Source organism: Paenibacillus sp. Marseille-Q9583, assembly GCF_976954365.1.
On sequence record NZ_CDRJTB010000013.1, the window covers coordinates 39225 to 54748 of the forward strand.

The 15524-nt window shown below is 45.3% G+C and carries 16 protein-coding genes; 10 read left to right on the forward strand and 6 right to left on the reverse strand.

What is annotated here, in order from left to right:
• Positions 1-60: 60 nt before the first annotated feature.
• From ACWNM1_RS08735 to ACWNM1_RS08745, 3 genes are all read right to left on the reverse strand, one after another.
• Positions 61-606, reverse strand: coding sequence for a GNAT family N-acetyltransferase (locus ACWNM1_RS08735; protein ID WP_449600686.1), 546 nt, complete (start codon positions 604-606; stop codon positions 61-63).
• Between the two features lie 82 nt (positions 607-688).
• The gene (locus tag ACWNM1_RS08740; protein WP_449600687.1) at positions 689-1222 is read right to left on the reverse strand and encodes an NAD(+) diphosphatase; all 534 of its coding nucleotides are present in this window, start codon (positions 1220-1222) and stop codon (positions 689-691) included.
• A gap of 36 nt (positions 1223-1258) precedes the next feature.
• On the reverse strand, positions 1259-2734 hold the full coding sequence (locus tag ACWNM1_RS08745) for an amidase family protein (protein WP_449600688.1): 1476 nt from the start codon (positions 2732-2734) through the stop codon (positions 1259-1261).
• Positions 2735-3003: 269 nt separating this feature from the next.
• On the opposite strand from ACWNM1_RS08745, the gene ACWNM1_RS08750 reads away from it, so the two are divergent.
• From ACWNM1_RS08750 to ACWNM1_RS08780, 7 genes are all read left to right on the forward strand, one after another.
• Entirely contained in the window at positions 3004-3849 is an 846-nt protein-coding gene (locus ACWNM1_RS08750) for an STM4015 family protein (protein ID WP_449600689.1), read from the forward strand.
• On the forward strand, positions 3809-5146 hold the full coding sequence (locus ACWNM1_RS08755; RefSeq protein ID WP_449600690.1) for an STM4014 family protein: 1338 nt from the start codon (positions 3809-3811) through the stop codon (positions 5144-5146). Before ACWNM1_RS08750 ends, ACWNM1_RS08755 begins: the two co-directional genes overlap by 41 nt.
• Positions 5146-5928 (forward strand): STM4013/SEN3800 family hydrolase, encoded by a 783-nt coding sequence (locus ACWNM1_RS08760; RefSeq protein ID WP_449600691.1) that lies wholly within the window; start codon positions 5146-5148, stop codon positions 5926-5928. Before ACWNM1_RS08755 ends, ACWNM1_RS08760 begins: the two co-directional genes overlap by 1 nt.
• Before the next feature lie 22 nt (positions 5929-5950).
• Positions 5951-7300 (forward strand): STM4012 family radical SAM protein, encoded by a 1350-nt coding sequence (locus tag ACWNM1_RS08765; RefSeq protein ID WP_449600692.1) that lies wholly within the window; start codon positions 5951-5953, stop codon positions 7298-7300.
• Complete coding sequence (locus ACWNM1_RS08770) at positions 7297-8163, forward strand: STM4011 family radical SAM protein (protein WP_449600693.1); 867 nt, start codon at positions 7297-7299, stop codon at positions 8161-8163. Before ACWNM1_RS08765 ends, ACWNM1_RS08770 begins: the two co-directional genes overlap by 4 nt.
• 157 nt (positions 8164-8320) lie before the next feature.
• Positions 8321-9049, forward strand: coding sequence for a glycerophosphodiester phosphodiesterase (locus ACWNM1_RS08775; protein ID WP_449600694.1), 729 nt, complete (start codon positions 8321-8323; stop codon positions 9047-9049).
• Positions 9050-9066: 17 nt separating this feature from the next.
• Positions 9067-10284 (forward strand): SLC45 family MFS transporter, encoded by a 1218-nt coding sequence (locus ACWNM1_RS08780; RefSeq protein ID WP_076283990.1) that lies wholly within the window; start codon positions 9067-9069, stop codon positions 10282-10284.
• A 100-nt stretch (positions 10285-10384) separates the two neighbouring features.
• Here ACWNM1_RS08780 and ACWNM1_RS08785 read toward each other — a convergent pair whose 3' ends face one another.
• Both ACWNM1_RS08785 and ACWNM1_RS08790 read right to left on the reverse strand, forming a co-directional pair.
• Positions 10385-11203 (reverse strand): diguanylate cyclase domain-containing protein, encoded by an 819-nt coding sequence (locus ACWNM1_RS08785; protein WP_449600695.1) that lies wholly within the window; start codon positions 11201-11203, stop codon positions 10385-10387.
• Between the two features lie 76 nt (positions 11204-11279).
• The gene (locus tag ACWNM1_RS08790; protein WP_042185403.1) at positions 11280-11858 is read right to left on the reverse strand and encodes a histidine phosphatase family protein; all 579 of its coding nucleotides are present in this window, start codon (positions 11856-11858) and stop codon (positions 11280-11282) included.
• Positions 11859-12033: 175 nt separating this feature from the next.
• On the opposite strand from ACWNM1_RS08790, the gene ACWNM1_RS08795 reads away from it, so the two are divergent.
• On the forward strand, positions 12034-13191 hold the full coding sequence (locus ACWNM1_RS08795; RefSeq protein ID WP_449600696.1) for a phosphodiester glycosidase family protein: 1158 nt from the start codon (positions 12034-12036) through the stop codon (positions 13189-13191).
• A gap of 34 nt (positions 13192-13225) precedes the next feature.
• Here the strand turns inward: ACWNM1_RS08795 and ACWNM1_RS08800 are convergent, their stop codons facing one another.
• Positions 13226-13504 carry a hypothetical protein gene (locus ACWNM1_RS08800; RefSeq protein ID WP_449600697.1) on the reverse strand — a complete coding sequence of 93 codons (279 nt, stop codon included), beginning with the start codon at positions 13502-13504 and terminating at the stop codon, positions 13226-13228.
• Between the two features lie 180 nt (positions 13505-13684).
• On the opposite strand from ACWNM1_RS08800, the gene ACWNM1_RS08805 reads away from it, so the two are divergent.
• Together ACWNM1_RS08805 and ACWNM1_RS08810 are read left to right on the forward strand one after the other, a co-directional pair.
• Positions 13685-14383, forward strand: a complete 699-nt coding sequence (locus ACWNM1_RS08805; protein ID WP_449600698.1) for a response regulator — start codon at positions 13685-13687, stop codon at positions 14381-14383.
• Positions 14380-15384: a sensor histidine kinase gene (locus ACWNM1_RS08810; protein ID WP_449600699.1), complete on the forward strand. Its 1005-nt coding sequence runs from the start codon at positions 14380-14382 to the stop codon at positions 15382-15384. Before ACWNM1_RS08805 ends, ACWNM1_RS08810 begins: the two co-directional genes overlap by 4 nt.
• Positions 15385-15524: the final 140 nt, after the last annotated feature.

Genomic DNA, 15524 nt, shown 5'->3' on the forward strand with positions numbered 1-15524 from the left:
CCACTCGGCTCCTTTTTGTTCTATTAGCTTGTAAAAACTTTAAATTTCACTTCATGTAGCTTAACCTTCAGAGTTAATAATTCCATAATGAATAAGGTCATCATATTTATTTTCTTTATAGATATGCTGCATGAATATGCCTTCCTCCACCATGCCACATTTTTGCATCACCTTCCCAGAGGCGGGATTTGAAGCAAAGTGTCTAGCAAAGACTTTATGATAATGCTTATCTGAGAAAGCAAACGCAATGATCGTTTTTGTCGCTTCAGTCGCGTACCCTTTCCCCCAATATTCCTCACCGATCCAATATCCAACTTCACCATTTCTGTGTGCTTGCTTATTTGTCAGTCCTATAGCTCCATAAAGCTCGTTTGTACTTTTATCAGTAATCGCAAACTCATAATACATATTATTGATAAAATTCTCTTCATGAGCTTCAATCCATGATATTGCACATTCGATAGTGTATGGATAAGGTAGAGTCAACGTACTTTTGTAGATATTATAATTATTGCAGAGGTCAGAGACACGTTTTGCATCAGATAATTCAAAGGGTCTCAAAATCAATCTTTCGGTCGTCATTGTTCTTTTCTCTTGATTAAACATTGTTTTACCTCCGCTCAAGAATCTCTTGCTCCATCGGCATCGTCAAACTTATCTTCTCAGCTGAAAGCTATATACTATCATCTTACATTGTTCCTCCTACCGACACTGGATTTACCTGTACCTGATCTGCATGCAATTTTTCAATAATCGCCAACAGGAAGGTTTCGGCTAGACTATTCTTTTTAATAGCACTGACGGCCTCTTCCAAAGTAAACCATTCTGCATGATCTACCTCAGCACTCACCTGACTTAAGTCCTCCGTATCTGCAACACCTATAAAATTCAGCATCAGCGTATTAGAAGGTGCGAAATACAAGCTGCGCATATATTCATAAGCTACAATATCAATTCCTACCTCTTCTTTTACCTCACGAATAAGTGTGGTTTCCGCATCTTCACCTTTGTTCACGTACCCTGCAAGCAATATATAATCTGGTCGGTTATACTGCTGGATCAATAGAATCTTATTCATATCCCGATTTAATACTGCTGTACTGATCGCCGTGCTAAAAATAGGGAATCGGAACATTTCGCATGCATTACAATAAGGTACCTGCCCTTCCCCATCGCTTTCTTTCATTACTAACGCCGTTCCACATTCAAGACAATATTTCAAGCTGATCTCTTCCTTCTATAATAAAGTAGTCAATACCTAATCCAGTTGCGGTGGAACACGATGCTGTGTAGCTTGTTCAAACCCATAGGCTATGGATAGGAGCGTAGGCTCACTATAGGCTTTTCCGGAAAAAACTACACCAAAGGGCCCCCGAGTAGGATCACCATCAGCATCAATAATGCCCTGTTCTACATACCCTGCCGGAACGGTAATTAACGGATACCCCAAGCGTGCCGCAATATACATACCATCTACATCACCTGGCAGTAATAATGCATCCAAACTATATTGTTCCAACACGTAATCTATTCCTTGCTCGAGCGCTAGCTTTCTGTATTCTTGTTTCTTTTGCTGATATTCTTCTTCGGTTAAAGTTACTTCCTCTGACCTAGTTAATGTGTCTTGCCCATATTGTAATGCGATTTCAGCATGGATCTCATTATACGCTATCAGTTCTTGCAAAGAGTGAATCGGAACGGAATCATCTACCCCAGATAAATACGCATTGAGCCCCTTTTTAAATTCATAACAGATCACATCATTATTCCAGTTTTGTTGTTCAACGTAAAGCGTCACCGGATCTATAATCGTAGCCCCTTCATTCTTCAAAGTCTGGATTGCTGCTTCCATAATTGAAAGTCGCTCTGCATCTAAATGGTTATAATAATGCCGTGGGATACCTATTCTTGCTTGCCGTATAAAGCTTTTATCTAAAAAAGGAGTATAGTCCGCAAAAGCATGCTTCTCGCTCGATATTGTTGCTTCATCCTTGTCATCTACTCCCGTTAATGACCCCAAAATAATCGCCGCATCCGTAACCGTCTTAGCAATAGGTCCAGGCGTGTCTTGGCTAACTGAAATAGGAATCACTCCAGTACGACTGACTAATCCGACCGTTGGTTTGATCCCGACGAGAGCATGCTGACAGGCAGGCCCAACAATGGATCCCGCGGTTTCCGTTCCGATCGAGGCTGCTGCCAAATTCGCCGCAATAGCTGCCGCAGGTCCAGAACTAGATCCGCTGACAAATACGCTCCCAGGCCCGTAAGGATTCAGCACTAGCCCTCCCCGGGAGCTATACCCAGCTGGCATTGAACTAGACATAAAGTTAGACCACTCCGACATATTCGCCTTTCCAAGCAAAACAGCTCCTGCCGACCGAAGTTTCGCAGCTACGAAGGAATCTTTTGCCGCGAATGATCCTGCTAAAGCTATTGACCCGGCACTCGTATGCATTTTATCCGCGGTATCTATATTATCCTTCAACAATATAGGAATACCGTGTAGACTTCCCCGACTTCCTTGTTCCCTACGTTCAATATCCAGTGCTCTAGCGATGTCTTTAGCCTCTGGATTGATTTCTAAGATTGCGTTTATGTCTATATCGTACTTATGAATCCGTTCCAAATAGGCTACTACCAAATCTTCTGAGCTGACTACGCCTGCTTCCATAGCCGCTTGCAGCTTTGCAATATCCGCTTCTATTATCCATTCCTGAATTTTGATCTTCATCAGAGCAGCTCCTTCCAGTATAATCGCCTTCGGCGTCCTTATAAGGACGGTAAGCGTTTAGCGAGAAATATAAGGATAAAATATAGTTTGAAACGTATACTTTCTTATATTTCAAAATAATGTAATTCTCCCTAGCATAAACCTACCATAAATGATTAGCTCAATGACATGACGAATTTGACTATAATTATTTAAACCTGTGATTTGACTCCCTCGGCTACAGATGATAGGGTATTTTCGAAGTTAAATTTTTCCGGGAGGGAATGCCCATGACGGAAGTAAAGCTTAGTATCGGATACGACGAATTCGAAGAAGGCCAAAGAATTGGCACTGAAATTGAGAAACTTAGTAACAGCCCTGAAAGTTCTTCGCTGACAAGTCTAATTATCGGTGATTGGGGGCAAGCCTACGAAAATAGTTCAGAAGAAGTTGTAGAGTCACTGGTTACGCATAGTGCTAGCTTCCCTGCTTTGCGCAAGCTTTTCATAGGCGAGATGGGCTATGAGGAATGCGAGATTTCTTGGATTACCCAAAGCGATCTATCGCCGCTGCTCCCCGCTTTTCCAGAGCTACAGTCACTCACGATTCAAGGTGCGAATGAGCTGAGCCTATCAGAGCTAAAGCATGACAAGCTGGAGGAACTGATAATTATTAGTGGCGGCTTAAGTAAAGCCGTACTTGAAAATATTGCAGCCAGCCAATTGCCAAATTTACACAAGCTGGAACTATATCTTGGCGTAGATAACTACGGCTTTGACGGAAGCCTCGCAGATATTTTACCTCTTATAGAAGTAGGAAAGTTCCCTAAACTTACCTATCTGGGATTAAAAAATAGCGAAATACAAGATGAAATCGCCGGTGCAGTAGCAAATGCGCCTATTCTGGATCAGCTAGATACGCTCGATCTATCACTCGGTACCCTAAGCGATGAGGGGGCGGAATTGCTTCTAGCCAGCGACAGAATCAAAAAATTAAAAGCATTAAACCTAAGCCATCATTATATGTCTGACGAGATGATTAGCCGCTGGAAGCAAAGTGGATTGCCTGTTGATGTTAGCGACAAGCAGGAAAGCGATGATGAGGAAGACTGGCGTTATCCTTCCATCACAGAGTGAGCCTCTCATGAGGCCGATGATCGTTATCGGTATTCCCGGTGATAAACGGACTAGCGGCATCCAGCAAGCGCGTTCCGATCTTGGAATGCCCCCTGCCATTATTTTATCGTACGCTGAGTTTCTGCAAGGAAGATCGTTAGGCGATCTTATGGAAGAGCAGAAGAAACAGATACCCCGTCAGTCCTCCGTTTATAACGGAGTAGATCTCAGTGCAGCTCCTCCGCTACTGAGACTGGAATCGCCTGGCAGCTGCTTCGAGATAGAACGAGCCATTATCGCTCTGGGTGCACCGGATTCGGATGATATGGATGATTCCCTTCATCCCTTCGCCAATAGGCCTGATCCGCGACCACTCCGCGTGAAGGTAGCCCGTCAATTGAAGGAAATGCAAGGTGTCCTGCATCATCCATCACAATGGTTCCGTGGCTACTGCCGAATGCTGGCTAGACTACAGCGAGAGGCCAACACCGCGTGTCCAGGTTCGCTGTGGTTAAATGACCCTACTGACATTGCGGCCATGACCGATAAACGCCAGACACAACAGATTCTGAGCGAGGCAGGGATTCCAATCCCTCGCCCAGTAGGCGAAGATCAGCAGCCTACGGATTATGACTCTCTCCGGGAGATGATGTTATCCAGGCGCATGCACCGGGTATTCATTAAGCTGGCCTTTGGTTCTGCCGCTTCTGGAGTGATCGCCTATCAAATCCATCCTGTGACGGGGGCCGAAATCGCCTTAACAACAGTGGGGGTCGAGGATTACATCACTCGACCACCCATTTACTATAATTCCGGTAAACTGCGACGGTACACGGATACCGCCACAATCTCGGGAATTATGAACTGGATCTACCGGCACGGGGCTTATGCTGAGCAATGGATCCCTAAAGCGGGGCTTAAGGGAAAAGCATTCGATATTCGCCAGCTAGTCGTTCTCCGCGAGGCCTGCCACGCGGTGGCTCGGGTCAGCCCTACACCAATTACGAATCTGCATTTACGCAACCAGCGGATGTCTCTTTCGGAAGCCGGTCTGTCTGAATCCGTACAGGAGCAGGTGCGGAATACCGCTGTGCAAGCACTGGCTGCTTTTCCCCGTTCCGGGGTAGCCGGAATCGATGTACTCGTCTCCGAGGGTTCACAGCAATGTTTTGTCGCGGACGTCAATCCATTTGGCGACTTGCTGTACGATGTGAAATACCGCGGCTGCAGCACCTACGAATGGGAAATGAAGGTATTGTCGGCTAGAGACTATATCACACCTCCCTCCACACCGCTTATAAAGGAAGGATTATCTTAATGGATATGAACACCATCGTCGGCACTCATGACATTCTTATGATCACACTCGACACGCTTCGTTATGATGCTGCTGTTATGGAAGAATCAAACTGCCCGAACTTGTGCGGAACCGGATCATGGGAGAAAAGACATACCCCAGGCAGCTTTACCTATGCGGCTCATCACGCCTTCTTCGGCGGTTTTTTGCCTACTCCAGCCACAACGGATAAGACGGAACATATCCGAATGTTCCATTCCCGAAACACCGGAATGAAGACGCATCCCCATACCTGGCTGTTCGATACACCCGATATCGTATCCGGGCTTGCTGCCGAGGGCTACCGTACGGTTTGTATTGGGGGCGTTATTTTTTTCACCAAAAAAAATCCACTCGCTCGTGTGTTACCAAGCTATTTCCAGCAAAGCTACTGGCGGATGACGTTCGGGGTCACCAATCCGCGTTCCACAGAGCATCAGGTGAATCATGCCTTGAAGCTGTTGAAGGATACTCCGGGCGAACAAAGATTGTTCATGTTCCTCAATGTCTCAGCCATCCACGGACCGAGCCATTATTTTATACCCGGTGCTAAAAAGGACTCCGTAGACAGCCAGCGCGCTGCACTCCGCTATGTGGATGGTGAACTGGGCCGATTATTCGATGCCTTCCGGGAACGCAGTAATCCTACCTTCTGTCTGGCGTTTTCTGATCATGGAACCGCTTTTGGCGAAGATGGCTATCAGGGGCATCGCTTGGCTCACGAGACCGTATGGAACGTCCCTTATCGGGAATTTATTTTATAAAAGGAAAGGATGGAGAACTGTTATGACGTTATCGTCCTTCTCTTTAGAAGAGCTTCACGGGTGGAAAGACAATATTACTGCTAACCCTTACCGATCTTATCTGTATTCCTATCCACACAAAACAGCTTACAGGGATCTACAGCCTCCGATACCACTAGAATCCTTATGGCGAGATGAGCCTGCAGAATCTTTTTTTCTATATATGCATATCCCGTTTTGCGGTGCTCGCTGTGGATTCTGCAACCTGTTCACCTTGCCTGATAAACGCGCGAATGTTCACGCTACATACGTAGATGCGCTAGAACGTCAAGCTAAGCAGTGGGCTGCGTTCACCAAACATAAGCCGTATGCCCGTTTCGCGATTGGTGGGGGTACGCCTACATTACTGGCGGCAGATCAACTTCGCCGCTTGTTCCACATTGCCGTTGATACGATGGGCCTGGATACGAGCTCAGCCTCCATCTCAGTGGAAACTTCACCGGAGACGATCACCGAAGAGAAGCTGAATATTCTAAAAGAATATACGGTGGATCGGGTCAGCATGGGCATTCAAAGCTTTGTCGCGGCTGAATCGGCGGCCATCTATCGCCCACAAAATCCGGATGAGGTGTATCGCGCATTAGAGCTGCTGGGAAAGTATGATTTTCCCATTCTAAATTTGGATCTGATCTATGGTCTTCCGGGGCAGTCCGTCGACTCTTGGCTGTATTCGCTAAATCAGACGCTTAGCTATGATCCTGAGGAAATCTTTATTTATCCGCTCTATACCCGTGAGCATACCATCGTAAAGCCAGGGGATATCCAGCGTCAGGAGGATATTCGCCTAGACTGCTACAAGGCCGCTGGGCAACTGCTTAAAGCCAGAGGTTATCGCCAATATTCCATGCGTCGTTTCGCCAAGGAAACCGCAGGAACGGATAAACGCATTCTTGACTACAGCTGCCAGGAAGAAGGAATGGTCGGGCTAGGCTGCGGGGCTAGGTCCTATACCCGCAATGTGCATTACGCTTCCCGTTATGGGGTGAGCCGTAAAGCAACCGAGAGCATTATTGCCGATTACGTCAGTGCAGATCGTTACGATACGGCAGATTACGGAATTGTGCTAAGTCTGGAAGAACAGAAGCGCCGCTTTATTCTAAAGGCGATTTTACATAGTGAAGGTCTGAGGCTTGAAGATTATAGTCTGCGCTTCGAAAGTTCACTCTGGAGTGATTATCCTGAACTGTCTAACCTGCTTCATACCGGCTTAGGGAAAGAAGAAGATGGAGTATTACGCCTCACTACTGAAGGCATGGGCTACTCCGATTCCATCGGTGATTGGTTTATTTCAGGAGAGATACGAGAGCAGATGGAAAGGTTCGTATTGCCATGAATGCGGTCCTCTACTACCGTGGGTCTCTCACCTCCTGCAACTATGACTGCCCCTACTGTCCTTTCGGCAAAACAAGAGACAGCGCAGCCACTCTTGCGAAGGATCGACAAGGATTGGAAACCTTTGTCGAGTGGGCCTCTCTGCAAGGTACAGCGGGCCATCGGCTGTCTATCTTTTTCAATCCTTATGGCGAAGGGCTGATTCATCGCTGGTACAAAGAAGCGATGATCTCGCTCTCCAATATGGAGCATGTGGAGAAGGTAGCGATTCAGACGAACCTTTCAGCAAATCTTGACTTCATTCATAAGCTGAATCGAAACAAGGCTGCCTTTTGGGCTACTTATCACCCCGGACAGGTGAGCGAGGATAAGTTTCTAACGCAATACATGACCTTGTATGAGAATAATATGCCTTTCAGTGTAGGGTGCGTTGGGATCCACAGCGCCTTTCCTGCTATAGCCTCGCTCCGCGCAGCATTACCGGAGCGTGTATATCTATGGGTCAATGCTTATAAAGATAAACCGGATTACTATACTGCCGATGATCTTTCCATTCTGAGCAAAATTGATCCGCATTTTGCTGTGAATGCTATGGATTACGAGAGTCTTGGTCAAACCTGCAACGCTGGAAATGAAGTCTTTTATGTACAAGGCGCTGGACTGGTGAAACGCTGCTATAAGGACAGAGGTGTCATTGGCAATCTCTACCGCGATGGCTTGGAAGGTCTATCCGCTGTAAGAGCCTGCCGAATGAAGGTATGCGACTGTTATATCGGTTATATTCATATGCCAGAGCTGAAGCTGCAAAACATCTATGGATCAGGTCTGCTGGAACGGATCCCTTATGGCACTATGAATCATTGAAGCTAGAATTGCTGTAAGGTTAACTGTATGTTAAATTTCAAGAAATAGAGCCCTGTCAGTATTTCTAGACAGGGTTTCTTGTCTTCGTGTGGAATATGAAAAGTAGTCCTCATCTACAGGGCGATAGCAACCACTAAATTGGAGGGATTAATATCTTATGAGAAACATCGTTAATTTTGCGCATCGCGGCGCATCGGCAGTGTGTCCGGAAAATACTATGGCAGCGTTCCGCAAAGGTCTTGAGTTAGGTGCAACCGGGATTGAAACCGATGTACAAATGACCAAGGATGGCGGGCTTGTTCTTATTCATGATGAAACCCTAAACCGTACGACAAGCGGAAGCGGCTATGTGAAGGATAAAACCCTTGCAGAAATTCTGGAAGTGGACGCGGGCTCTTGGTTCAGTCCCGAGTTCAAAGGCGAGAAACTCCCCTTGCTAGAAGATTTGTTAGATCTGCTGCAAGGTCGAGATACAGTACTGAACATCGAGTTTAAGAATGGTACTTTCTTTTACCCGGGTATGGAGGAAAAGGTTATCGCGGCTGTACGGGAGTTCAAGATGAGCGATCGCGTGATTTTTTCAAGCTTTAACCATTATTCATTAGCTCACAGTAAAACGATCGCACCTGAGATCAAGACAGGAATTCTATACGGGGAAGGTCTGTACCGTCCTTGGGATTATGCAGCTACGCTTGGCGCAAACGCACTACATGCTTATCATCAAGCGGTGCTTCCTGAATTCGTCGAAGAAGCCGCTAAGCATGGCATCGCTTATCATCCTTGGACTGTTAATGATCCAGAGCGTATGAAGGCTTTAATCGAAGCTGGAGTGTCAGGTATTATTACAGATCATCCAGATGTGCTGGCTGGGCTTCTAGCTAAATAATAAGGGAGTGTGACTGTGTGAAAAAAGTCTGGTTGCTCGGATTCGGCTTCTTCAGCATCAGCATTACGTGGAGTCTGTATAACGCATTTGTACCCTTTTTTCTAGAAAAATACGTACATAGTGTGGCACTTATCAGCTTCTTGATGACGATTGATAATTACTTTGCCTTATTCCTGCAGCCTTGGATTGGCAACCGTAGTGACCGCACTACCTCGCGTTTTGGACGCAGAATGCCTTATCTTATGATCGGTATGCCTTTCGCTGCCGTGCTAACCATGCTGATTCCGTTTCATACCGGACTATTTACACTTCTGTTGTTTATGATGCTAATGAATCTGGCCATGAGCTTATACCGTTCACCAACCGTCGCCCTTATGCCGGACATTACGCCAGAAGAGCAGCGTACAAAGGCCAACGGGCTGATTAATTTCATGGGTGGGTTCGGTTCTATTCTCGCTTTTGGTGTAGGTTCGATCCTGTATAAATCCAATCCAGCACTTCCGTTTATCGTAGCTGGACTGATTACCTTATTATGTATGTTTATCGTATCACGCTTCATTAAAGAAAATCGGGACGGCGTAAACGTGCAAATGAAGCTTCCTTCAGAAGCAGCTACTGCCACCAAGCCCTCTCGTATTTCCTTTCGAAGTCAGCTTGACCGTACCACAGTATTTTTGCTAGCGGCGATTTTCTTCTGGTTCGTAGCATATCAAGGCGTTGAGACACTGTTTACCTTATATGGCAAACATCATCTCGGCCTAAGCGAACAGGCGGCCTCTTTCTCGCTCACTTTCTTCTCTTTGGCTTTTGTGCTATTCGCCATTCCGAGCGGTTGGCTGGGCGGAAGATTCGGGAAGAAAAAAATGATCATCATCGGCGTATGCGGATTAATGACCATTTTTGCTCTCGTCGGTTTTGCAAAGGACTTATTGCTCCTTCGAGGGTTACTGTTGCTAGGTGGAGTCTTCTGGGCTTGTATTAATATCAATTCCTATCCTTATGTTGTGGCAACAGGGACAGAAGAGAGTATTGGTACAAGAACAGGGATGTATTATCTCGTCTCTTCCCTTGCGGCCATCAGTTCGCCTCCACTACTCGGACTTATGATTGATATCTTTGATTACTCGATCCTGTTCTACGTGGCGGCGATTAGTATGGCAGTTGCTCTTGTCTGCTTGTTCCTCATGAAAGGCCGCAAGGATGTGACTAACAGCATTCATTCGCCTGGCGCATAATTTCATTTCAAAGAGAATAGTTAGTCCAATAAAAATAGCGGTAGTCTAGGACCTATTGTAAAGATCCATGGCTGCCGCTTGTATTTTATACCAACTCATTCTAATTCTTATAAACGGAGTAACGCCCCGTACCAAGCTGTTTGGCAGCGTACATCGCTGTATCTGCTTCATTTAGCAGCCTAAAATGATCCACCTTACCATGACTTATGCTGATCCCTATACTCATGGATACGAACAAGTTATGCTCGCCAAGCTGGTAACTCTTAGTCGTCTTCTCCAGAATCCGCACAGCAAGCTGCTCCGCTTCCTTCTGAGTGCTACCTTTGGCGACAATCACAAATTCATCCCCGCCCACGCGGAAAATATGGCGTTTTCTTTTGCTGGAGAATTGAATTAGGTTTTTACCCACTTCTTGTAGCAATAAGTCCCCCACATGATGTCCCAAGCTGTCATTGATCGATTTGAAACGATTCAGATCCAGAAATAACACGGCAAGCTGCTCATTTACTTTGCATCGATCCCAAAAATGATCCATTCCATTCTTATTCAATAACCCCGTTAAAGCATCCTTATACGCCAGCTCTTTCAATTGCTCTCTTTCAGCCAATACTAGATTCATGCGTGTAAGTAAAAACATACATAGGGCTATCGTAAGACTATAGACCACCAGCGGTATAATAACCCCATCTTCGGCCACTTCATTTCCCAGTAAGGTTTCTACACCTAGCTGGTGCATGATCCATAGGGAGGCGACGATAATGATCACGGAAAGACCGGTATGAATCGCTCTTTTTTGAGGCGTTTTAGATGAAATATCCCGGTAAAGTCTTAGCACTAAATAACCGGCCGCTGCTGCGATGAGAATGGAGAATAACGTTTGTAAGTAAATCTGGACCTCTGCCACCTTAAATTCGCACATCCTTCTGACTACAAAAATGATTAACTATCTGAGCAATTACAATATTAAAATGCTCTGAACATTATCTGAACACTAATTATATCTTCAAATGCCGTGCACAATTGTATAGTTCACAATTCCATGTCGAATCGGATTTAATAATCCGGGTGATAGATGTATTACTGAGCAAAACAGTTACATTCAGTTCTGGAAAAAGTCTTCTAAGACTACTCCGTAAAATCGCACCATGGCTAACGACCAATATACGACTGCCCGGATGTTTCTCCGCGATATCTTCGATGGCCTGACTGCCTCTGATCTCACTAGCCTCGGGACTTTCCAGTCCCAAATCTAACTTCTTCCACTCACTTCCCCATCGTTCCACGCGATCTTGTTCCGTAGTACCTTCAATCTGCCCTGCGTTCATCTCACGGATACCTGGCACTAAACCGGCGATCTCCATGCCAAGCCTTGTTGCAATTACCTCTGCTGTTTGTCGCGCTCTAAGCAGATCACTCGAATATAAATAGTCCCATTGTTCAGTGCTGAGCCGTTCAGCAAGAAGAACCGCCTGCTGCACACCCTCAGCATCCAATGGATTATCCGTATGCCCTTGCGCTCTGCCTTCTTTATTCCACGCGGTACTTCCATGGCGAATTAAACCTATTGTAGTCATAAAGATCTCCCTTTAGTTGTTGAATTCTAGTACTATTCTTGTAATGGTAACTACATTCTATCAGAATCTTTCCATGAGTATTTGAAAAATGAGGTTATCCATGTTTTAGAACTTGAGGTATAATAAACCTTACCGCTTTTTACATCAGCTACAGGATAAGGAGATTTTGGTTAATATGAAAAAGTTATTGTTTCCGTTCTTTCTCGCATTTCTACTATGTTTGGTTCCGGTTTATACAGTTTGTTCCTCCACTGCTGGTGCTGCTCCGGTTCCGAAAAACACCGTGTATGTGACCAAGAATAATCACTCGTACATCCCGCTGCGTCTCTTAAATAATTTCACTGGTATACATGCTGAAATGAATGCTAGTGACAAACGTATAACCATTACGAACGCAGACACTAAGATTACACTTACTGTAGGACAAGCAGCTGCGCTAGTCAACGACAAGCCAGTTACACTAACCGATTCCGCTTTTAGTGAAAACGGTACGGTATATATCCCTTTGTCCTTTGTCAGCAAAACGCTGGGCTTTCAATTAGAATGGAATCAGGAAGCCTCTTCTGTAACCCTTACTAATAACGGGATTTCATCAACGGTACCTGTACTGACTGGCGCACTTATCAAAGCAGATTCCTCCCCCGTTGTCAGTGCTAGCAAAACTTTCAAGGTGGGCGGCAGATCCTTCAAAGCCCAAACGGTTACAGTATCCCTACTGCATCCTAAAGTGAAGCTCGACGTTGTACTAGCAGGAAATACGGTGGGAAAAGTGGAGGACCTGAGCAGTCTAGCCAAGCGCAATAATGCCGTAGTGGCTATTAATGGTACGTTCTTTGATGCCTATACTAAAGGGGCCTACAAAGCTCCTTACGGTTACATGGTCAGTGGTGGAAAAATGCTCAAAAATAGCTCTGGAGATCGCCGTACGATTTTCACCTATGACAGCAATCACCTGGCCTCGCTTATTCCCGGACTAGAGTTTACGAACCATTTCGCTTCCGGATCTATGGAGGGGGCGCTCCAAGCCGGACCACGTCTGCTTGTGAATGGTAAGGTATCTCTTAATGTTGCGGCAGAAGGCTTCAAAGATGCCAAAATCTTAACAGGCGGCGGTGCCCGCAGCGCACTAGGCCTCACTCGCGACCACAAGCTAATTCTGCTGACCACTGGTGGAGCTACTATCCCACAGCTGGCAGAAATGATGAAGCAGGCTGGAGCGTATCAAGCCATGAATCTGGATGGCGGCGCATCAAGCGGATTATACTACAATGGCAAATATCTCACGACCCCTGGGCGTCAGATTAGCAACGCAATTGTGGTTAAATATCAATAGAATGATCTAACCAGCGTCATGTGCGAGCGTTGTGCTAGGTTTCGGGTTCGACTTCTAAGAATACTTTTTTTGATGCATCTATTGCAGGTTGTGCAATAGATGCATTCTTTTTTATAGGAAAATAGGATTCTGTTGTACTTTGTACATTAGAATTCAACCCATTTGTAATAATAAGACGTTTTGGTAACCAATTGGTTGCAGAATGTGCAATAGAATCAAATTCCAATGTCTTTTTGATAGAATCTATTGTACAAAGTGCAACTATTCCTCTTGTAACTCTCTCTCCAGATTTTTTTAGTTGTATTTCGTGCAATTAAATTCCTATTTTTCCTTTCACAGCGCCGAATCTCAACTTTATAGCTGCACTAAGCTAATCTCCTCCTCATATTATTTTTCGGCAGCTAGACGTCCTTTTTGCATAATTTTCCTAGTCCGTGTTACTGTATAACCGTGTGAACCATCACATTCTTATATTTGATCAAAGGAGCTAACTATGGAGACGATTCTAATCATAGAGGATGATGCTAAGCTCGCAAGCCTTCTAAGCACGTATCTATCTAAATATGAATTTCGTACGGTGATAGTTGAGGATTTCAACAGGGTACTGGAGATTTTTAATGAAAGCTCACCTGACCTTGTCCTTCTGGACGTCAATCTGCCTAAATACGATGGTTTTTATTGGTGTCGCCAGATTCGCACTACCTCACTCTGCCCTATTCTTTTCATATCCGCTCGGGATAGTGGAATGGATCAGGTGATGGCGCTAGAAAATGGCGGAGATGATTACATCACCAAGCCTTTTCATTATGAAGTCGTACTTGCCAAAATCCGCAGCCATTTACGCAGAGCTTACGGCTCTTACTCACAAATTCAAGAGGAACGGACGCTCCAAGCCGGAGAACTAATTCTTTATCCTGAGCGGTATGTGATTCAATATGGCGGGCAAACCAGCGAACTGACACAGAAAGAGGCGATCCTGCTCGAAGCTTTATTACTAAAGGAAGGACGTGTCGTAAACCGCGAGCGCCTGCTTGATCTTATGTGGGAAGATCAGCATTTCATTGATGACAATACATTAAATGTCTATATTACCCGTGTTCGCAAAAAGTTTAAAGACCTCGGTCTTGATGATATTGTGGAAACCGTAAGAGGTGCTGGCTATCGGCTTAATGTCACTAAGGATATGTCATGAAGCTATTTTGGAGAGACCAACTTTCACTAATCCTGTTCTATCTGCTTCAAATGCTACTTATTCCCTTGCTATATTGGCTGTCAGGTGAGAACAGACCGATCTCTATCATGCTCTATGGAATCACTCTGAGCACCGTAGTTCTTTTACTATTTTTAGGCTACCGATATGTTCAGCACCGGAGATTGTATGCAGCATTAAGCGATCCTATGGACACGCTCCAAAAGCATCTCGTATCCTTTGGGGACACTCCACTTGCCGAAGCGATCCATGAGTTATTACAGCTTATTGACCGCCAGTATCAGGAGCAGGCAAATGGGCATGTCCGTCAAATGGATCAGCATATCGTATTCATGAACCGCTGGGTTCATCAGATTAAAACTCCACTCTCTGTAATTCAACTCACGCTAAAGGATCTTGAAGAGGAAGCCGCTACAAGTATTCAGGAGGAATTAGAACGTTTACGCGACGGGCTGGAGATGGTAATTTACACGGCAAGACTCGACCGGTTTGAAGATGATTTTCGAGTTGAACCGTTACTTCTACGCAAAACAGTTAGTGAGGCGGTAGCCGAGAATCGCAGACTATTCATACGCCGAGGTATAAAAGTAGATGTGCAGGTGGATGCCAATCTCGCCATATATAGTGATGCCAAATGGTTGATGTTTATGCTGACCCAAATCTTGACCAATGCCGTGAATTATACCTCCACCTCCAGCACCGCTAAAACCGTTACCCTCTCAGCTCAGCGTGCAGGCACCGACACGATTCTGGATATTACCGACCAAGGCATTGGTATTTCTCCTGAGGATTTGAAGCGGGTTTTTAATCCCTATTTTACGGGTGATCGTGGACGACATTATCATGAATCGACAGGTATGGGACTGTACCTCGTTCGGGAGATTTGCAGCAGGCTCGAACATAAAGTGGTTATTCAGTCCCGGCTCGGAGAAGGAACCCGCGTGCGACTTACATTCAGCAACAGTGATCATTTACAGAAATAAGCCCAGAGGGTACTTCTAGTCATACTTATGGCTATGCAGTCCCTTTTTTTGCAAATAGCCCACTCTAGATACGAACATAACCTTAACCACATTGTAAGATAATATTAAGGTAAATCCATAGCAACTTATCACCCTATCTT